Origin of the sequence: Arthrobacter sp. ISL-85 (genome assembly GCF_018613675.1) — a bacterium.
Lineage (GTDB): Bacteria > Actinomycetota > Actinomycetes > Actinomycetales > Micrococcaceae > Arthrobacter.
In genome coordinates this window covers 41329-59448 of the sequence record NZ_JAGGPQ010000002.1, presented here as the reverse complement: position 1 = coordinate 59448, position 18120 = coordinate 41329, and the positions used below count along the sequence as shown (strand labels likewise).

The window sequence follows — 18120 nt, the reverse complement described above, 5'->3', positions numbered from 1 at the left end:
GCGGGAGACGCAGAAGATTACGCGGTCGCTTCCGGAGCGTCCTGCGGCGGTGATGGTGCATGGGCCGGATGGCAGTGTTGCCACGTTGTGCTTGGACTTTGATACATCCAAGGCGCTTAAGGGTGTGGTTGATGCGGACACTGCCCGGTTAGGCCGCTTGTTGTCGTCATGCGGGGTGCTTTTTGTTGAGGATTTCTCCCCCAGTGGCGGCCGGCACCTTTACATCCCGCTGCGGGACCGTATGGATGCAGCCGAAGCTAGGGAGCTGGTGGAAGCGCTGGCGTTGACGGCGACGAGCCTGGACCCGAGTCCGCACCAGAACGTCACGGACGGATGTATCCGTGTCCCTGGATCGGTGCACAAGGCCGGCGGCCACCAAACCTTAGTCACGCCACTCTCTCAGGCCTACGACATCCTGCGCCGCCGCAACCCGGCCTCTGCGCTAAGGGAGCTTCGGGCAGCTCTGGCTCCAGAGCTAACCCGGAAACGTGCACTCAAAGCCAGGGCTGCCAAGACTGTGGCCGCGCTGCGTGCCGGGTCATTGCAGCAGCTCTCACTGACCACCAAAGCTAGTGAGTCTCCGCTGCGCAGGGTGGCACGGACTGGCCTCTATGACACGGCCAGGTATAAGAGCCCGTCCGAGGCTCGAATGGCTGTCCTGAATCACTTCAGCGCTTGCGGCTGGTCCCTTCAGCACGTCGAGAACGAGCTCGCCGGCCAGTTCCTAGGGCTGGCGGCCCTCTACGGCTCCTCGGAACGCCGTGCACGGCTTCTGCCCGTTGAGTGGGCTAAAGCTCAGGCATTCACCTCCAACCGAGCTCACCCGAAACGAGACTCCCGTAAACAAGGGAAAAGGAGTGCCCCTATTAACAACACAAGCCTCACCCAAATCACAGGGGGGGCAGGGAAACTTAGCAGCGCTGGTGTGCACCAGCTCGTGAACGATCTGGAAAATGTTCTGTACGCAGTCCTCGACCACAGACTGCAAGCTAAAGGCCGGCAAGGTCTCAGTCTCCGTCTTCTGATTCGTGGACTACTCGGCTACATGAGAGCTAAGGAAACGGACATTCTCGACGTCGGATGCCGCACGCTGGCTGCTGCCATGGGCAAGCACCACGTGACCATTGCGAGGCTTCTCCCCGTGCTTGTAAGTGCTTCAGATGGCATCTTGACCAAAGTTGCAGACGCACGGCATAAAGCTGCCGACGTCTACCTCATTCAACTGCCTCAGCAGTACCAACAGCTCGCCAGGGAACTGACCTGGCGAAAAGGAAAAATCCACGCTGTCAGGCCGGTTTTCCGAGCGCTCGGGGATGCTACAGCATTGGTGTACGAAGCAATTGAGCGGGGCCGCCACTCCCCCACCACTGCAGATCTTGTACGTACTACCGGTGTCAGCCGCAATGCATGCTCAGCCGCACTAGTGGAGATGGAGGCCCTCGGCATGATCCAACGACAAGGACGTGCTTGGAGGATCACCAATATCAGTCTCAGAGCATTAGCGGCGCGGCTGGGAGTACTCGAGGACTATCAGGAACATATACGCCGACATCGGTTTGAACGCGCTGCCTGGCATGCGTACCTGGACAGGTTTAGGACTCCCGATTCGATCGTTGAGGCCGAAATGCATGATCCCGAGAGGGATGACTACTGGCTTCCCCCGGATGATGCGGCCATGTGGTGGCGCCGTCAACCCGCTTAGGTCTGTAGGGTCATCGGTGGTGCGTATCCAGCGGTTCTGATGATGACACGCAGCCGATTTGGTAACTAGCTAAGCGATAAAGGCCTTAGTTGCTAGCTTTTTGCTATCAGTCTGCTAGCAGTGGTGTAGCTTTTCGGAGGTGGCTGGCCCCACTTTTCCTATCCTGTGGTGGACTTTTAACATGGGTTTTCGTTTACGATGACGCTGCTAAAGAGAAGTTGGCTTTTCGCTATCAGCCTCAGCTCGCATCATGATGTAGCGGCGACTTTATAGTTGTAGCAAGAAACTATCTGTGAGTCTTATCAGCAGCTGGTCTGGGACTGGCTGGCAGGATGGTATCGGCCCGTCCGCCTCGGTGGTTGTGACTCAAAGAAACTATGACCATTAGTGTCTTGCGTCCGACTTGTCCTTCCGTCGGGGTGGTTGGCCGGTACCTGTCCGGCCCACTTCGGTGACTTGATCAGAAGATTGTCCGCGTTGTTGAGCGCGTGACTCGTCACAGTGCTGTTCCGATGTGATTCCTACCCGGACCGGTACCGGCCTTTAGCGGCCGGACCTTGTCCATGGCTGAGGAAAGGTGCTGCACCGCCATGTCTATCGTTGCGCATTCCCACCCGTTTGTCGTGGGGGTTGATACCCACGCCCGGAATCATGTTTACGCCGTCCTCGCCGCCGGGACCGGCGAGCTGCTGGATACTCGGGAGTTTCCCACGACGCCTGCCGGCATCAGCAGGGCCATCGCCTGGGTCGCCCGCCGTACCGGGGCAGACGCTGACACGCTCTGGGTCATCGAAGGTGCCGCATCCTACGGGGCTGTCCTGGCCGGCACTGTTGCCGCCGAGGGCTTCCCGGTCGCCGAGGCACCACGCATGGATGCCAGGAAGCGCCGCGGCGTTGGGAAGTCCGATGCCCTGGACGCCCACCGGATCGGCGCGGCCGTGCTGCCGCTGCCGCTGGAGAAGCTGCGCCGGCCCAGGGTGAACGACGGGGTCCGTCAAGCCCTGCGGATCCTGATCACGGCACGCGATGCGATGAGCACCGAGCGGACCCGCTCGGCCAACGCGCTCACCGCGCTGCTGCGCACACACGTTTTGGGAATGGACGCCCGGAAGCCTCTTTCAGGCGGGCAGATCACTGACGTCTCGCGGTGGCGTGCGCGCGAGGAGGAGCTCTCCCTGTCCATTGCCCGCGCCGAGGCGGTGCGCCTGGCCAGGCGTGTCCTCGAACTCGATAAACAGCTCAAATCCAACGAGAACCAACTGACCGAGCTGGTGCAGATCAGCGAGGCCGCGCCCCTGCTTCAGGAACCGGGCTTTGGGCCCGTCGCTGCAGCGACCTGCCTCGCCACCTGGTCCCACCACGGGCGGGTTCGAAACGAGGCCGCCTACGCCTCCCTGGCGGGCGTCAACCCGATCCCTGCGTCTTCAGGAAACACCGTCCGCCACCGCCTGAACCGCGGGGGCGACAGAAGCCTGAACCGCGCCTTACACATGGTCGCGCTCACCAAAATGGCCCACGATCCCGAGACCCGGAAATACGTCGAGAAGCGGCGGGCAGAAGGCCACACAAATAGGGAAATCCGTCGATGCATCAAGCGCTACCTGGCCCGACGCGTACACCGTACGCTCAACGCCTCCTGCACTTCGAATGCCGCTTGACAGACATAGAAGAGTCGGATTGCTAGCAGATTCCTGTGGAAACGAGAGAGCATCCGCTCAAGGGCCGCCAAGGATGACGAGTTCAGACCGGACTCCCCCGACTGGCCCCCGAATGCGAATAGCACTCAATAGCACTTTTATAGTGCTACCCAACTGCTATGCAACTGCTATCTAAGTGCTATCTAGATGCTAGCGATACCCGACGGTTGGCCACTCTGCGGAGTTTGCTACTACTTTTAAATTGCTAGCGTCCTGAAACTGAAGCGCTAGTTTTTGCTACCAAGGTGGCCCAGCGCGGCGACTGCAGTATCAAAGTGATATCGATTTGATACTGCTAGCAATAACATAGCGTGTCGCTAGCCCTTTGCTATCAGCCGTGGCGTTAGGTTGAAGGCATGATCATTGTGGTGGGTAGTGAAAAGGGCGGCGTAGGCAAGTCCACGGTTGTAACCAACCTTGCCGTCGAGCTGGCGAAGCGAGGGATGCGGATAGCAGTGGTGGATGGCGACCGACAGCGATCTACTGCACGCTGGGCGGTGGACCGAGAAGAGGCTGGGCATGAACCCCGAATATTTGTCGTAGAGAAACTCGGCAGTCTGCACGAGACATTGCGTGAACTCGATACGAGCTACGACGTAGTCCTGGTTGATGTGGCAGGGAAGGACAGCAAGGAGATGCGCACGGCCATGACTGCCGCCCATCAATTGTTGATCCTGACGCAATCGAGCCAATTCGATCTCGACACACTTGCGACAGTGGATAGGTTGATCGAAACTGCCCGTGACTTCAATCCCTCGTTGCGTGTAAGGGGAGCGCTTACACGTGTATCGACTAACGCGTTCGAGTCCGAAAGCGGTGACGCCAGAGATTACCTATCCGATTATCCGAGTATCGAACCACTGCGAACCGTCTTGTATGAGCGCAAGGCTTATCGGGACGTAGTGGGGGAGGGGCTTGGAGTTGTTGAGTGGAAGAACCCTAAGGCGGCAAGGGAAATCCGTGGTTTGGTAGAGGAGTTGATGGGGTAGTGGCAATCAAGAAACGGTCCGCCTCCGAACAGGCTAGGGACGAGGCTATCGAGGCCTTCGGTAACGCGGCCGAACCACTGCTGAGCTCGTCGGCTGCCAGCGTTGATCGCGGGATTCCGGTTAGGCCGAGCGTCACGCCGACGCTGAGTGATTCGAGGGACAAAGGGAGCGCCAGGACGATGCTGCTTCGTTTCGACGAGGACCGCGAACTCATGGATTTGCTCGCGGTTGTGGCAAGGCTTGAGGGTCGCAAGAAGCATCCGATGGCGTTGCGTGCCCTCAGGATCGGCCTCGAGCAGGTTCGCGACAGCTATGAGTAAAACGAATGCTATTGGTCTGCTATTAGTTTGATAGCAAACTGATGGCAGTTGTGGCACCGGAATGCTCTATGGGCAGCTTTTGAGTTTCAACAGGATGTGTCCTTGGGACTCTTGAGTGAAAGTTGTTTGTACGTGGCAACTGTTCTGCCAGACTCCGGCGGCTTGGCGTCCTACGCTGCAGGTTCCGTAACCGGGGGGTAGCTGAGGGTGGATGCCAGCATCACGTCGTGTTTTAGGGATTTGGCCCACCGCTGAGTGCCCCATTCGAAATGCCACCATTCGTCGTCCAGCCCAATAAAGCCTGCGCTTCTCATTGCTCGGTTCAGTAGGATCCTGTTCCGATGTGCTTCCCACGCTTGCTGATCCACTGGAGGATTGTGAAGGTACCAGTCTCTGTGCGCCTGGTTGGTGAATTCATCGAAACCTGTTCCCATATTTGCCGGTTCACTGTTGATTGTCAGTGTCAGGTCCACCGTGCCCCCGGTGCCGTGGGGAAATACCGAGGACGGGTCACTTACGAACGTCAGAGCAGCTTTGTGCGCATCAATTGAGTTCAGTTGATGTTTGGTCATCAAACTGGCTTTGTATTCCTCGAAGATGCTCTGCTGGGCCTCTTCGGAACGGAAACCGTCCCATACGAGAAGGTCATAGTTCCGTCCACGTGTACAGAACTCTTTCAGCCGCTGGCGTGCTCGGCGAAGTTGGGCAGCGACCCGATAGTGAAGGTAAAGCTCTGGTCGAGTGCCTGGCCGGCCTTGGTGGTGGTATTCGGCGGAATGGGGGACATCCCACACTTCGATCAGTTCGGAAGAGCCGGGCTCGACTGCTGTAGTGGACATGATCATCTCCTTCATAGCTGGATTAGGATCGCCCGGCGGGCGTAGACCAGAGCGAATTGTTCCCACGGCAACTTGACCATCGCCTGGGTGTCAGGCCAGTAGCCGGAGGGGTTGTGGAAACTGATCCCTTCGGAGTCCGTTCCGAAGGCGAGGACTAGGTGGCCCCCGGAGGTTTTTAGGGTCGAACGAGGGGTGCCTGAAAGTTGTCGAATGGAGGGGTGAACGGAGGCGATTGCCACCCTGCCTGTTGGCAGCAGTTCCCTTTTCAAGTCCTCGACGGGCAGTCGCCCTCGAACCTGCGCTGACACCCTCCAGCGCGCCCAGACATAGGTTGCAAAGGGTTCATAAATGAGCCCGGTTGTGGTGCCGAGCGCTTGATCAAGACGGTAGGCGCCGTTTTCAAGAAGATCCTTCGTTAGAGCTGCGGCCGTAGGAGTTGTGGTGGTTTGCGCTGTGAGAAGAGATTGCAGGCAAGCCACGCCGCAGGTCTGCCATGCCCAAAAGGCGTATTCCTCTCTTGTTAGCCAACCGGACTCGGCCCAACGAGGATCACTAAGCGTGCTGCTAGGCTCGGCGAGAAAGCTGTTGACGAGTTCAGGAGAAGCAAACTGCGAAAAGTAGGGCGGCGGCGTGATGCTCATGCGGCCGCCGTAGTGGTTCCAAGGATCTGATCAAACAGGGCACGGTCGATATTTCCGCCCGACACTACGGCAACGTGGCTGCCCTGGATGCGGCTGCTATAGCTGGATGCGGCAGCGTAGGCGGCCGCTCCTGCGAGTTCGGCACGGATACCAGCCGTGTACCAGAGCTCGCGGACGGCTTCCTCGAGTTGGCCGACGGAGACGGCGACTACCGCAACTCGGGCGAGCGAGGCGATGTGGAAGGGGAGAGCACCGACTTGCCGCACGCAGAGACCTTCCGCAACACCACGTGGCACTTCTATGGTCAAGCGCCGGCCTGCTGCAAGCGACTGGCGTAACGCGTCGGCGCCCTCCAGTTCTACTCCAATAATGCGGGTACGGGATGGCATCGAAAGCAGCGAGGCTGAGAGAAGTCCTCCACCGCCAACCGGCACCCAAACACACGACGGCTCCTCGTCCAGTTCCTCAATAATTTCGCGGAAAAGGCCCATGTGTCCCCTGATGATGTCGGGGTCATCGAACGAGGGGATATACGTTGCACCTTCCCTGAGCGCCCATTTCTCCGCGGCAGCGGCGCACGAGGTGTAATCGCCATCAAAGAGCCTGAGCGTGGCTCCTGAGCGCACAATGCGTTCGGTTTTCGCCTGTGGCGTGTCGGATGGCACAAAGATCACCGCCTGCCTGCGAAGCAGCTTTGCTACCTGAGCGACTGCCGCGCCGTGGTTTCCGGTTGACGCTGTGCAGACGGGCCCATGTCCTGCGTCTTGCAGCAGCTTGGCACTTACGCCTCGGATTTTGAATGCACCTGTGAGTTGCTCGGTCTCGTCTTTGACATAAATTCCGGCTGCACGGCCAGGCACTGCTACCAAGGGCGTTTTGGTGAGTTCGATGATTGGCATCAGTGGTTCTCCTCAATGGTGTAGGCGAATTTCACGTCGAGTTCGTGGTTGCGGCGGGTGGAGTCCGCTGCGTGCAAGGCGACAACTAGGTCTGAGATGGTCATGCCAACCTCCCGGAGCATTGCCGGGTATATCGATCCCGCCATCAAGCCTGGAAGGGTGTTGGTCTCGAGGTAGACGGGAACGCCATCGGGCGGAACGATGAAATCAATGCGGGCCATCCCGAAGCATTCCGTGCCAGCGAAGATTTCAATTGCAAGCTCTTGAAGCAGTTGCGTGACGGCGTTGTCCTGGAACACTTTGGTAGCGTGCCCGGCGCTGTGCTTGGCGGTGTGGTCGTAGAAGCCGTCATGGCTGTTGATGGCGACTACTGGCAAGGCGATTGGTTTTCCGTCCAGTTCGAGTACTCCTACCGAATACTCGTCGCCGAAGATGCGTTCCTGCACGAGAGCGGTCGGGGCACTCTCGAAAATGTCGGCTACAAGTTCTTCGCAGTCGGCTGTCCACTCCTCGACGGCGAAGGTTTTGATCGATGCACCACTTGAACCCGGTTTGATAATGAGCGGCATACCCAGCGGCACGGCGTCCAGATCGTCGCCGAGCCGGAAAGTGAAGGTGCCCGGGATACGTCCACGCTGCCCCAGGATGGAGGCCACGATGGGACCGGATGCCCACTTGGCCATGTTGATCGCGTCTCCAGTGGTTGAACCCCATGAGCCGGGCAAGCCGTTGACACGGGCCCAGCCTGCAAACACCCCGTCTTCGCCCTCCTGGCCGTGGAGAAGATTGAGAGTCCACGCGCGGCTGAGAAGCGCTGCGGCCTCGTGTGCGGTAAGGAGCGGCAGTTGCCGCAGTTCCGACTCTTGCCGTACTTGCGGATCCTCGTCGAGGTGGAATCGACCATCACGGTCTAGATAGATGACGACATCCGGGATGACATTCTCTCTGAGGGAGCCTAAGACATTCGCGAAGCTCGCTTTGGAAGCGTCATGCTCTGAACTGCGGCCACCATATATAACAGCTTTTTTCATGGGGGACTCCTCGTTTTCGTGTTCCTCTATGAACTACAAGTTGCGCTTCCCCCAGCTAGCAACTGGTAAAAGACTACAGTGTGGTTTCCTGAGGTGTACAGAGGAATTCTCATGCCATTTGACTGCAAAAGGGAGCGCCGCCGCCTCCCCGCATGGGGACGCAGCAGCGCTCCTTTGGATTGTTGTCTGGGCACTTAGCCGGGGATACCCCCCACTAAGCGTCGGCGAGTTCGGCAAGCCTCCCAGATATCTTGTCGTACTCCCTCATTAACTCCTGCTTATAGCGCTCCGCCTGGGCTTCAATGGCCTCCGGGCTCGAAAGCGCGTGCACTTCCTTCACGATCGCTTCACGGGCTATCTCAGTTTTCTTCTTGCCGTACAGGCCAGCCACAAGGTCTAAGAGCTCGAGATCCTTGCGTGACATACGAACGGATAGCACGGTAGAGTCCGCTGCGCTCTCCTGATCGGGAGACGGCGCCGTCGTATCCTGTTGTGAAGCGGGCTCCTTCGTGGTTCGCCGAGCGGTTTGAACTTTGCCCTCTTTTGTTTCAGGCATCAGATGCTCCTTGGTGCTCTCTACTTACCCATCTCCAGGTCTTGAGCACAGTCGTAGTGTCCGCGCTTGCTGCAGCACACGTCGCTTGCTGAATCTCTAAACATTTGAATCGCTCCTCTTGTTGTAGTTGCAGAAGTTGCAGAAGTTGCGGATGTTACTTCCACTTCCCATGCAGATACAGAAGATAGTAGATCAACATTGCGAACTTCTATAGACCACACTGTGTTTCGCCGCATACAATCTTGCGTTAAAGAAGTAAGGAGAAGCGGATTGGAAGAGTACGACGAACCTGAACCTGCACCTTGTGCGCGAACTTGCCTCTCCCGTCTATGCCAGGCTTGCGCGATCCTTCGAAGGAACATGAGCAGAGAGGCTTTGCTCCTTCACATGCAAATGATGAAAAAGCTCCCCAGCCGCGAGGATTTTAGGAAGGAGATCGAACACCAGCTTCAAGTAATAGTGGCAAGGGTGGCAGTCCTGAGAGGTGACATGCCTGAACAGATGTAGTCCGCACCCACCTCTGAGACGAAGGGCCGTTCCGCATCCAGGAACGGCCCTTCTCGCATCAGTGCCCAAGTTGCCTCTTCGAGAACTCCGCGAATGCATTAGGTAACCGATGCCCGCCTGTGAGTGAGCAGACAACCGAACCTTCTGTAGGAAAAAGGCTTCTTAGACACTCTGTGTTGATTCAAATTCATGGTCATGCGGAGTGGAGGAAGATTCGTGCGGCGTGGGCTTACGCGCCGCCTCGACCTTGCTCAAAGCACCTAAGGGCCGGAGTGCTGCAAAAACGACCGTTTCTGACCCGCCTTCGGCCTGCCTCCAAGAAAAGTCGGAAACGCACTCTTATGGTTGTGACTGTTGGCGGTAAATGGCGGTCTTTTTACGGCGCTAAATGTCGCCCTGCTAGTCGGCAAGCGCTCGTGACCGCCGGTAGAACGTCGCTCGGGACATACCGAGATCCCGGGCAACCTGCGCCGCGGGCTCGCCACCTTTGACGAGGCGAACAGCGCTTCTGATCTGACTATCAGTGACCCGGCGGGGCCGGCCGCCAAGGTCCTTGCCTGCTTCTCTTCGCTTGATTATGGAATCCGTGACGCGTTCACGCTTGATCTCGTGTTCCATCTGCGCGAGGGCGGCCATGATCGTGAACAACATTGAACCCATCGGTGTTGCTGTGTCGACGTCGCCTCCGCCCAGGTTCAGGACGCGCAGGCCGGCGCCCCTGCTGCGGAGTTCGTCGGCAAAGGCAAGCATGTTCTGCGTGGATCGCCCGAGCCGGTCCAAAGTCGTGATGACGAGGGTGTCACCCTCCATAAGCGCATCGAGTGCTCGATCGAACTGGGGCCGCGACGCCCGCGCTCCAGAGACACCCTGGTCGACGTAGAGGTCATCGCGCCGAACGCCGGCGGCCAGTAGATCCGCTCGCTGCCGGTCCGTGGACTGCTGCCGCGTCGAAACCCGGGCATAGCCAATAAGTTTCGACATGCCTGCCTCCGATGTGTCTCATAACTAACTATTACTACGTCAATTCAAGCAGAAGGTTTCGAGACATAGTTATGAGAATCGCCGGGCTTAGAGAAAGTCGCGAGATTTCACAGGAATAAGGATCCCATGAGACAGAGCCGGTGAGACGTCTCGTATCCCAAGGGTTTCGAGACGATTCGACGATGCAGCTCACAGGGACGACGACTGCGGATTTAACCCATCGGAAGTGATTGCTAGCGGCGGGGAGAGTTGGCGCTGTTGAGGGCGAGCAGTCGGGCGTCGATGGTCGGTGCGTTATCGGCCGTTTGCCGGAGACTCCACATCTGCTCTCCGTCACTGCGGTGATGCATTTTGCGGGTCGAGGCTCCTCCGGGCCTGACCCATAGGACTGAGCCATCGGGTGTCATTGCGTCGACGCGGCCGGTGCTGGTTGTGCTGTCTTTTCGCCGGATCCAGATGACGTCTCCATGTTGGAGCTTCGTCCAGTCCGTTGCGAGGAAGGCGGTCCCTGTTATGGGTAGCCCTTCGATTGCATCAACGCCGGCCTGGTTGATGGCGGCAGCTAGGGAGCTAGGTGCTTCCGGGCGGTTCAAGCGTCCACGGTGACTTCGTTCTTGGCGGCTTCACTGGAAGCGGGCGCGGCGGCGGTGATGGACCGGTTGGTCTTTCCCTTCTGTATGCGGCGGGCGGTCCAGGAGAGGATGAGATTGGTGACGAGGTAGAACAGGGCAATGCCGGTGTAGACGGGGATCGCGTACTTTCCGCCGAGGTATTCGACGGCGATGCGACCGTTCCGGAGCAGTTCTTCGTACCCGATGATGAACCCGAGGGACGTTTCCTTGAGCAGGGTGACGATCTGGGCGATGAGGGAGGGCAGGACAACCCGGACGCCTTGAGGGATGAGGATGAGCCTCATCGCCGCGCCGCGGGTGAGTCCGATAGCGTACCCGGCTTCGGCTTGGCCTTTGGGCAGGGAGAGGATGCCGGAGCGGAGGATTTCGCCGATGACGGCGCTGTTGAAGACAGCGATGCTGATGACGAGCGCCCAGAACGTGGGTACGTGGATGCCCCACGCGGAGGGGCCGAGGAAGACGAAGAAGATCAGCAGGAGCAGCGGCAGGCCGCGGAACACTTCGACCCATACTCTTGCCGCTCCCCGCACCCAAGGGCGGTGCGAGAGGCGGCCGACGGCGAGCAGGACACCGCCGACGAGGGAAAGAGCGAGGGAAGTCAGGGCGACCTGGAGGGTGGCGCCGAGGCCTTTGAACAGCAGGGTCTGGAGATCTTTGCGGGCCAGGACTCCCCACAGCTCTGGGGAGAGTTGACCGTTGGCTGCCAGTCGGCTGATGGCGACGGCGGCGATCCCGGCGAGCAGCAGGGCGCCGGCGACGGTGCCGTAGGTGATGCGTCGGCGGGTGCGGGGGCCGGCGACGTCGTAGATTGCAGCGGTCATCGTGAAACAGCGACCTTTCGTTCGAGGCGTCCGGCGGCCAGGCCAGCGGTGAGGGTGATGGCCAGGTAGAGCACAGCGGTGGTGAACAGGATGGGGAGCACGGCGGTGGCGTCGGTGTTGATGAGGCGTTCCATGACGTTGAGCATTTCGGCCACGCCGAAGGCGCTGGCGATAGCGGAGGTTTTGACCAGGGCGATGAAGACGTTGATCAGGGGTGGGATGACGCTGCGCCATGCCTGGGGAAGGACGATGAGGCGGAGGGACATCCCGAAGGTCATGCCGACGGCGCGTGCGGCTTCGAGTTGTCCGACGGCGACGGCGTTGATGCCGGAGCGGACGGCTTCGCAGAAGAATGCGGCGTAGTAGACGCTTAGTGCGGTGACGGCTGCGGCGAAAAAGTCCAGCTGGAGATCGACTTGGGGCAGTGCGAACAGGGCGAAGAAGAAGATGACCGTTGAGGGAATGTTGCGGATGACCTCAACGTAGGTGGTGGAGGCGGTGCGGAGAATCGGTACGGGTGAGACCCGGAAGGTGGCCAAGATGGTGCCGAGGACCAGGGCTGCCACGGATGACACGGCTACCAGTGCCAGTGTCATGGCGAAGCCTGACCAGAGGATTCCCAGGTTGTTGATAATCGTGGACATCGGTTTCTTTCAGAAGGTGAGGTGGAGGATACGGGCCGGAGCGTGCCTGCACGCTCCGGCTCCTGGCCGCCTAGGTGCAGGCGATGAGTTTGGGGAGCTGCTGTTCTTTGGCGGCACCGAGGTAGGTGTTCCATGCCTTCTGGTAGGAGCCGTCCGCCTGGAACTGCGTCAGGGCCTTGTCCAGGAATTCGCAGAACTGGGTGTTGCCCTTCTTGATGCCGATGCCCCAGGAGTCCGGGTCGCCCATGGTTGCGTTGAGCATTTCCAGGTTGTCTTTGTCCTCGCCGACGTAGCCCGCGCCGATGGGTGCTTGGGTGGAGAGCGCGTCGACCTGCCCGTTCTTCAGGGCCTCGATGCACTTGGAGGAGACATCGAACTCTACGAGGTTCACGCCGGGGTAGGTTTTCCTGATGAAGTCCGAGACGGCGCCGCCGGCGGTGGAGCAGACTTTGGTCCCGGCCGGGGTGAGCGGGTCTTTGATGCCTTTGGGGTTGCCCTTCTGGATCAGGAGGTCGAAGGGGGCCTGGGCGTAGGGGCCGGCGAAGCTGATGACCTGCTGGCGTTTGTCGGTGATCGAGAGGGTGGAGACGACCATGTCGACTTTGTCCTGCTGGATGAACTGCTCACGGTTGGCTGAGTTGGTTTCGGTCCATTCGACCTGGTCTTGTTTGAGGCCGAGCTGGCCGGCGACGTAGTTGACCATTGCCACCTCGAATCCTTCGAGGTTTCCGGTGAGGTTTTTTTGGGACAGGCCGGGGTGGTCGAACCGTCCGCCGATGCGAAGTTTGCCTGCTTTCACGATGCTGTCCATCGTGGAGCCGGCCGGGAACGATACGTTCTGGGCGACGGGCGCGGCGCTGGCTTCAGGGCTTGGGCTATCGGTTCCGCACGCGGTGGCGGTGAGAACGACGGCGGCGGCAACGCTGACGGCCGCGATCAGTTTGTAGGGGCGCATGTTTTGTCCTTTATCGGTGCGGGGGAATTAGTGGGCGATGATTTTGGAGAGGAAGTCCCGGGCCCGCTCGGAGGTGGGGCGGGCGAAGAACGTCTCGGGGTCTGCGGACTCAACGATGGAGCCGCCGTCCATGAAGATCACGCGGTTCGCCGCGGAGCGGGCGAAGCCCATCTCGTGGGTGACGACGACCATGGTCATTCCGCTGGCGGCGAGCTCTTTCATGACTTCCAGGACTTCGTTGACCATTTCGGGGTCGAGCGCCGAAGTCGGCTCGTCGAAGAGCAGGACCTTGGGTTCCATGGCCAGGGCACGTGCGATCGCTGCACGCTGCTGCTGTCCGCCGGAGAGTTGGGCGGGGAGTTTGTCGGCCTGGGCTCCGACGCCGACGCGCTCGAGGAGTTCACGGCCGCGCTTTTCGGCGTCGGCCTTCTTGACCCCGCGGACTTTGATAGGGCCTAGGGTGACGTTTTCAAGGATGGTCTTGTGTGCGAAGAGGTTGAAGGACTGAAATACCATCCCAACTTCGGCGCGCAGCCTGGCGAGTTCTTTGCCTTCGCTGGGCAGCGGCCGGCCGTCCAGGGTGATCGTTCCGCCTTCGATGGATTCGAGCCGGTTGATGGTCCGGCAAAGCGTCGATTTCCCGGAGCCGGAGGGTCCAATGACGACGACCACTTCGCCGCGCTGAATGTTCAGGTTGATGTCCTTGAGGACGTGCAGGGCTCCGTAGTGTTTGTTGACGCCGTTCATGACCACCAGGGCGTCAGTGCCCTGGCTGGCGGGGGCGGGCGCAGGCTGGGCGGCGAGGCTCATGTGCTGGTTCCGTTCTTCGTTGTTGGGGTGTGGTGTGCGGAGGACCGCGGCGGTCGCGGCAGTTCCATACCGGGGAATTCCAGTGCGGCCTGGAGGAGGGTTCCGGTGGACGATTCGGTGATGTAAAGCGTGGTCCGGTCTGGACCGCCGAAGGCGACGTTGGTGCAGGTGGGCCCTGCTGCGGAGCGGACCCTGGCCACGCATTCACCGTTCGGGGCGAAAACGAAGACCTGGCCAAGGGATGCGTGAGCGACGTGGATGCGTCCTTGTTCATCAATGGCCATGCCATCGGGGCCGCTGGTGCCGAACATGGTACAGAACCTCCCGACCTTGGACACCCCGCCAGTGGATGTCAGCGGAGCCCGCCAGACGGAGTTGTCGCGGGTCATCGCGACAAAGAGGTTCTTCTCTTCGAGGTCCAGGACCAGGCCGTTGGGGCTGGGCAGGTTGTCCATCAGGCAGTTGAGCCTGCCGTCCGGGTGCAGGCGGTAGACGCGCCCGGTGGGGTCGTGCAGTCCGGTTTGTCCCTGGTCGGTGAAGTAGATCTCGCCGGTGGAGGCGATGGTCAGATCGTTGACGCCTTTAAAGGATTCGGCGTTGCGGCGTTCCAGGAGTGGCTCGGTGCCGCCGGTGGCCGGGTCGACCCGGACGAGCCCGCGGCGGTAATCGGCAACGATGATCGTTCCGTTGTGGTCAAACTTAAGCCCGTTGGGTTCGCCATCGTATTCAGTTACGAGCTGCCACTGCGCGTCGGGGGTGATGCGGAAGATCCGGCCGAATGGAAGGTCGACGATGTACAGGTTGCCTTCGTTATCGAAGGCGGGGCCTTCGATAAAGGAATCTACGCTCTGCCCAGGTTTGTTGGCCCGTGCCCACGCCGACCCCTGGGATCCGCGGCGGAGGGACTCGGGCATCGTGGTGAAGATGGTGCTTTCGACCAGCGTTGGTGGGGTATCGAGGTACATGCTGGTGCTCCCTTAGGCCGGGACTCGTTCGTCGGTGGTGGAAATGACGCCGCGTTCGACGAGCCGGTGGATTTCTTCCGCGGAGTATCCCAGGGACGCTGCGATGGAGGTGCTGTGTTCCCCCGCCTTGGGAAGGTCGAGCCGGGCTTCCAGGCGGTCGCCGTCGATCTCGATGGGCAGCGCCGGCAGGGGCAGTTTGGTTCCGTTGGCCAGGGTCAGAGGTGTCATCGCCCCAGGCACTGCGAGGTGCGGGTCGTTGAAGAGGTCCTCGGGACGCTGGATCGGGGCGAAGGGCAACCCTGCCTGTTCGCACCGTGTGGCGGCCTCGGCGCGGTTCATGGACGCGATCTTGTGCTGGATCACCGGGATCAGGCGGGCACGGGCGGCAACACGTTGGGAGTTGGTTGTCAGCCCTGGATCGGCGGCGAGGTCGGGAAGGTCGAAGGCCTGGCAGAAAGACGCCCAGTGCGTATCGCTGACCACGCCGATGAAGATCTTTTCCTCATCAGCGGTGTCGAACACTTCGTACACGGCCCAGGCGGAAAGCCTGACCGGCATGGGCTGGGCCGGGGTGCCGGTGACGCCGTACTGGGCCATGTGCTGCCCTACAAGGAAGGCGTTGTTTTCAAACAGCGAGCTTCGGACGATCCGGCCCTTGCCGGTGTGGGTTCGCTCGAACAAAGCGGCCATCACGGCGATCGCGCCGAACATTCCGCCCATGATGTCGTTGACCGAGGTTCCCGCCCGGAGGGGTTTACCGGGAGGGCCCGTCATGTAGGCGAGGCCGCCCATCATCTGCACGACTTCATCCAGGGCCGCGCGGTGTTCATACGGGCCGCTGAGGAAGCCTTTCATCGACAGGTAGATAAGGCCGGGGTTCTCCTGGCTCAGTTCCTCGTAGCCGAAGCCCATTTTGTCCAGCGCGCCGACGCGGAAGTTCTCCGTGACAACGTCGGCTTTAGCGATCAGCTTGTGCACCAGCTGACGGCCGTCGTCGGACTTGAGGTCCACGGACAGGCTCTTCTTGTTCCGGTTGAACATGGGGAAGTAGCCGGAGCCTGACCCCGGCAGGCGGCGTGTCTTGTCGCCCTCGCCGACGGGTTCGATCTTGATAACTTCCGCGCCGAGGTCGGCGAGCACGAGCCCTGCCGTGGGACCCATGACCATGTGCGAGAATTCGACGACCTTGACGCCGTCCAATGGCAACGCGCTCACGCTGTCACCTCCTGGCCGGCGTAGACGAAGCCCAACTGCAGGCCCGCGTCGGGGACGCTGCCGTAGATCGCCTCTCCCGGGAGGCCCTCGAGGATGATCGGGCGAGCGGCGATGAGCGCTTCGATGTCGATGCCTGTCCGGAGTCCCATTGATTCCAGCAGGTAGACCAGGTCCTCGGTGACGATGTTTCCGCTGGCGCCGGGAGCGTAGGGGCATCCGCCGAGGCCGCCGAGGGAGGAATCGAAGGTCGTCACACCGGCGTCAAGGGCTGCGACCACGTTGGCCAAGCCTTGGCCCCTCGTGTTGTGCAGGTGCGCGCCGCCGGCCTTTTCGCCCAGCTCGGCGTGGAGGCGGGTGAACAGCCTCTTGACCTGCGCCGGGTTCCCGTACCCGGTGGTGTCGGACAGGCCCACGCTGTCCGCGCCGGCCTCGGCGCAGCTGACGGCGAGCCTTAATACCCAGTCCTCTGACACCGGTCCTTCCATGGTGCAGCCAAAGGCGGTGGAAACTCCAACCTCAAGCGTCACTGCCTGCCCCGCGCTGTTTCTGCGCAATGCGTCCACCTTGGAAACTTCGGCTACCGCTTCCTCCGGGGTCTTGCCGATGTTGGCCTGGCTATGCATCCGGGACGCCGAGACGGGCATCGTCAGTGCGTGCGTTCCGGCCGAGACGGCGGCCTCGGCCCCGCGGAGGTTGGGGACAAGGGCGAGGACATTCAGGTTGTCGATGGTAATCGCGTGCCGGACCACGTCGCCGGTGTCTGCCATCTGCGGCAGTCGCTTGGGCGATACGAAGGACCCGACCTCGATCTCCCGCAGCCCGGCACCTGCCAGGGCGTCAATCCACTTGGTCTTCACGTTGGTGGGCATGGTGCGGTCCACGCTTTGAAGCCCGTCCCGAGGACCGACTTCGCTCACGAGGATGTCGATGTCCGAGGTTCTGCTCATGAAATGCCTCCCAGGGCTTCGTTGATCGGGGAACACCACCCCTCCGAGGAGGTTTCTACTGTACAGAACGGTAGTGCGTCTGATAGAAAGTGTAAGGACGATCACAGCGAGAGGTCAAGTGCCGGACTGTGGAGTGAATATCCGCATAGGATCAAAGACAGGCAGGATCGAAAGGCAATCCCATGGCGGAACAAAAAGTAGAAGCAGTTGAAAGGGCCCTGGCGCTCCTGGACTGCTTCAATGACGGCTCAGCGATGCTATCGCTGGCCCAACTCGCAGAGCGCACCGGGATGTACCGCAGCACGATCCTCCGACTGGCCGGATCCCTGCAGCGCAACGGCTACCTCACTCGGGACACCGACGGACAGTTCCGGCTTGGCGCCACCCTCTGGCGCCTGGGATCCCTCTACGAACGTAGCTTCAAACTCGCCGACTACGTCCGCCCTGTCCTGGCCGACGTCGCACAAATGACCGAGGAAACGGCCGTCTACTACATCCGGGAAGGAGACAGGCGCATCTGCCTTTACCGCCACGAATCAAGCCAAAGCATCCGCCACCACCAGGAAGAAGGTGTGGCACTCCCCCTTGATCGCGGTGCGGGCGGCCACGTCCTCACGGCTTTCACCACCGGAACCGGCGAATTCTACGAAGGCATCCGAAAGGCCGGGTACTACATCTCCATGGGCGAGCGTGATCCACAGACCACAGCCGTGGCGGTACCCGTTTACGGCATCGGCAGCGAGTTCGCAGGAGCCCTCGGAGCCGTAGGAGCCAAAAGCCGCATGGACCACGCCCGCGCAGAAGAAATCAAAGACGTCCTGCTCGAACGCGCCGCCACACTCTCAGCCACGCTCGGCGGAAAAATCCAACCGCGCGAAGCCGGCATCCAAGTCCCGTAGTTCGGGCCCACACTCTTCTCAATCGCTCCCGCCTGTGGCCGCTACCGCACGGACCACCCCGCCCGCGCGT

At 60.5% G+C, this 18120-nt stretch carries 19 protein-coding genes; 6 read left to right on the top strand and 13 right to left on the bottom strand.

Features of this window, described 5'->3' with window-relative positions:
- The first annotated feature begins 91 nt into the window (after positions 1-91).
- The 4 genes from J7I84_RS01155 to J7I84_RS01140 all read left to right on the top strand — a co-directional run bounded on the left by J7I84_RS01155 (position 92) and on the right by J7I84_RS01140 (position 4708).
- On the top strand, positions 92-1702 hold the full coding sequence (locus J7I84_RS01155) for a hypothetical protein (protein ID WP_251045894.1): 1611 nt from the start codon (positions 92-94) through the stop codon (positions 1700-1702).
- 590 nt (positions 1703-2292) lie between these two features.
- The gene (locus J7I84_RS01150; protein ID WP_214939484.1) at positions 2293-3360 is read left to right on the top strand and encodes an IS110 family transposase; all 1068 of its coding nucleotides are present in this window, start codon (positions 2293-2295) and stop codon (positions 3358-3360) included.
- A 395-nt stretch (positions 3361-3755) separates the two neighbouring features.
- A complete protein-coding gene (locus J7I84_RS01145; RefSeq protein ID WP_015062035.1) occupies positions 3756-4388 on the top strand; it encodes an AAA family ATPase in 633 nt (210 codons plus the stop codon).
- Positions 4388-4708 (top strand): hypothetical protein, encoded by a 321-nt coding sequence (locus J7I84_RS01140; RefSeq protein WP_214939481.1) that lies wholly within the window; start codon positions 4388-4390, stop codon positions 4706-4708. The genes J7I84_RS01145 and J7I84_RS01140 overlap by 1 nt, the downstream gene beginning before the upstream one ends.
- Positions 4709-4878: 170 nt before the next feature.
- On the opposite strand, the gene J7I84_RS01135 is transcribed toward J7I84_RS01140, so the two are convergent.
- The 5 genes from J7I84_RS01135 to J7I84_RS01115 all read right to left on the bottom strand — a co-directional run bounded on the left by J7I84_RS01135 (position 4879) and on the right by J7I84_RS01115 (position 8674).
- Entirely contained in the window at positions 4879-5547 is a 669-nt protein-coding gene (locus J7I84_RS01135; protein WP_214939480.1) for a M15 family metallopeptidase, read from the bottom strand.
- A gap of 11 nt (positions 5548-5558) precedes the next feature.
- Complete coding sequence (locus tag J7I84_RS01130; protein WP_214939477.1) at positions 5559-6188, bottom strand: hypothetical protein; 630 nt, start codon at positions 6186-6188, stop codon at positions 5559-5561.
- Positions 6185-7087: a threonine/serine dehydratase gene (locus J7I84_RS01125; RefSeq protein WP_214939474.1), complete on the bottom strand. Its 903-nt coding sequence runs from the start codon at positions 7085-7087 to the stop codon at positions 6185-6187. The genes J7I84_RS01130 and J7I84_RS01125 overlap by 4 nt, the downstream gene beginning before the upstream one ends.
- A complete protein-coding gene (locus J7I84_RS01120; protein ID WP_214939471.1) occupies positions 7087-8118 on the bottom strand; it encodes an ATP-grasp domain-containing protein in 1032 nt (343 codons plus the stop codon). The genes J7I84_RS01125 and J7I84_RS01120 overlap by 1 nt, the downstream gene beginning before the upstream one ends.
- 214 nt (positions 8119-8332) lie before the next feature.
- Positions 8333-8674, bottom strand: a complete 342-nt coding sequence (locus J7I84_RS01115; RefSeq protein ID WP_214939468.1) for a hypothetical protein — start codon at positions 8672-8674, stop codon at positions 8333-8335.
- A gap of 360 nt (positions 8675-9034) precedes the next feature.
- Between J7I84_RS01115 and J7I84_RS01110 the strand changes: the two genes are divergently transcribed.
- On the top strand, positions 9035-9181 hold the full coding sequence (locus J7I84_RS01110) for a hypothetical protein (RefSeq protein ID WP_214939465.1): 147 nt from the start codon (positions 9035-9037) through the stop codon (positions 9179-9181).
- A 399-nt stretch (positions 9182-9580) separates the two neighbouring features.
- Here the strand turns inward: J7I84_RS01110 and J7I84_RS01105 are convergent, their stop codons facing one another.
- The 8 genes from J7I84_RS01105 to J7I84_RS01070 all read right to left on the bottom strand — a co-directional run bounded on the left by J7I84_RS01105 (position 9581) and on the right by J7I84_RS01070 (position 17151).
- Positions 9581-10162 carry a recombinase family protein gene (locus J7I84_RS01105; RefSeq protein ID WP_214939464.1) on the bottom strand — a complete coding sequence of 194 codons (582 nt, stop codon included), beginning with the start codon at positions 10160-10162 and terminating at the stop codon, positions 9581-9583.
- A gap of 589 nt (positions 10163-10751) precedes the next feature.
- Entirely contained in the window at positions 10752-11615 is an 864-nt protein-coding gene (locus J7I84_RS01100) for an amino acid ABC transporter permease (RefSeq protein ID WP_214939462.1), read from the bottom strand.
- Positions 11612-12259: an amino acid ABC transporter permease gene (locus J7I84_RS01095; RefSeq protein ID WP_214939459.1), complete on the bottom strand. Its 648-nt coding sequence runs from the start codon at positions 12257-12259 to the stop codon at positions 11612-11614. Before J7I84_RS01095 ends, J7I84_RS01100 begins: the two co-directional genes overlap by 4 nt.
- 70 nt (positions 12260-12329) lie before the next feature.
- Positions 12330-13214 (bottom strand): glutamate ABC transporter substrate-binding protein, encoded by an 885-nt coding sequence (locus J7I84_RS01090; RefSeq protein ID WP_214939457.1) that lies wholly within the window; start codon positions 13212-13214, stop codon positions 12330-12332.
- A gap of 27 nt (positions 13215-13241) precedes the next feature.
- Positions 13242-14024 (bottom strand): amino acid ABC transporter ATP-binding protein, encoded by a 783-nt coding sequence (locus J7I84_RS01085; protein WP_285291158.1) that lies wholly within the window; start codon positions 14022-14024, stop codon positions 13242-13244.
- Positions 14021-14989 (bottom strand): SMP-30/gluconolactonase/LRE family protein, encoded by a 969-nt coding sequence (locus J7I84_RS01080; RefSeq protein ID WP_214939455.1) that lies wholly within the window; start codon positions 14987-14989, stop codon positions 14021-14023. The genes J7I84_RS01085 and J7I84_RS01080 overlap by 4 nt, the downstream gene beginning before the upstream one ends.
- 12 nt (positions 14990-15001) lie before the next feature.
- The gene (locus J7I84_RS01075; protein ID WP_214939453.1) at positions 15002-16204 is read right to left on the bottom strand and encodes a CaiB/BaiF CoA-transferase family protein; all 1203 of its coding nucleotides are present in this window, start codon (positions 16202-16204) and stop codon (positions 15002-15004) included.
- A complete protein-coding gene (locus J7I84_RS01070) occupies positions 16201-17151 on the bottom strand; it encodes a hydroxymethylglutaryl-CoA lyase (RefSeq protein ID WP_214939450.1) in 951 nt (316 codons plus the stop codon). Before J7I84_RS01070 ends, J7I84_RS01075 begins: the two co-directional genes overlap by 4 nt.
- Positions 17152-17333: 182 nt before the next feature.
- Between J7I84_RS01070 and J7I84_RS01065 the strand changes: the two genes are divergently transcribed.
- A complete protein-coding gene (locus J7I84_RS01065; RefSeq protein ID WP_214939446.1) occupies positions 17334-18050 on the top strand; it encodes an IclR family transcriptional regulator in 717 nt (238 codons plus the stop codon).
- Positions 18051-18120 lie beyond the last annotated feature (70 nt).

Bases quoted from the DNA above. Each gene is read 5' to 3' on its own strand.
- J7I84_RS01145 (WP_015062035.1), top strand. From the start codon at position 3,756: ATGATCATTGTGGTGGGTAGTGAAAAGGGCGGCGTAGGCAAGTCCACG.
- J7I84_RS01105 (WP_214939464.1), bottom strand. From the start codon at position 10,162: ATGTCGAAACTTATTGGCTATGCCCGGGTTTCGACGCGGCAGCAGTCC.
- J7I84_RS01125 (WP_214939474.1), bottom strand. From the start codon at position 7,087: ATGCCAATCATCGAACTCACCAAAACGCCCTTGGTAGCAGTGCCTGGC.
- J7I84_RS01080 (WP_214939455.1), bottom strand. From the start codon at position 14,989: ATGTACCTCGATACCCCACCAACGCTGGTCGAAAGCACCATCTTCACC.
- J7I84_RS01135 (WP_214939480.1), bottom strand. From the start codon at position 5,547: ATGTCCACTACAGCAGTCGAGCCCGGCTCTTCCGAACTGATCGAAGTG.
- J7I84_RS01110 (WP_214939465.1), top strand. From the start codon at position 9,035: ATGAGCAGAGAGGCTTTGCTCCTTCACATGCAAATGATGAAAAAGCTC.
- J7I84_RS01090 (WP_214939457.1), bottom strand. From the start codon at position 13,214: ATGCGCCCCTACAAACTGATCGCGGCCGTCAGCGTTGCCGCCGCCGTC.
- J7I84_RS01120 (WP_214939471.1), bottom strand. From the start codon at position 8,118: ATGAAAAAAGCTGTTATATATGGTGGCCGCAGTTCAGAGCATGACGCT.
- J7I84_RS01065 (WP_214939446.1), top strand. From the start codon at position 17,334: ATGGCGGAACAAAAAGTAGAAGCAGTTGAAAGGGCCCTGGCGCTCCTG.
- J7I84_RS01070 (WP_214939450.1), bottom strand. From the start codon at position 17,151: ATGAGCAGAACCTCGGACATCGACATCCTCGTGAGCGAAGTCGGTCCT.
- J7I84_RS01100 (WP_214939462.1), bottom strand. From the start codon at position 11,615: ATGACCGCTGCAATCTACGACGTCGCCGGCCCCCGCACCCGCCGACGC.
- J7I84_RS01130 (WP_214939477.1), bottom strand. From the start codon at position 6,188: ATGAGCATCACGCCGCCGCCCTACTTTTCGCAGTTTGCTTCTCCTGAA.
- J7I84_RS01095 (WP_214939459.1), bottom strand. From the start codon at position 12,259: ATGTCCACGATTATCAACAACCTGGGAATCCTCTGGTCAGGCTTCGCC.
- J7I84_RS01115 (WP_214939468.1), bottom strand. From the start codon at position 8,674: ATGCCTGAAACAAAAGAGGGCAAAGTTCAAACCGCTCGGCGAACCACG.
- J7I84_RS01150 (WP_214939484.1), top strand. From the start codon at position 2,293: ATGTCTATCGTTGCGCATTCCCACCCGTTTGTCGTGGGGGTTGATACC.
- J7I84_RS01085 (WP_285291158.1), bottom strand. From the start codon at position 14,024: ATGAGCCTCGCCGCCCAGCCTGCGCCCGCCCCCGCCAGCCAGGGCACT.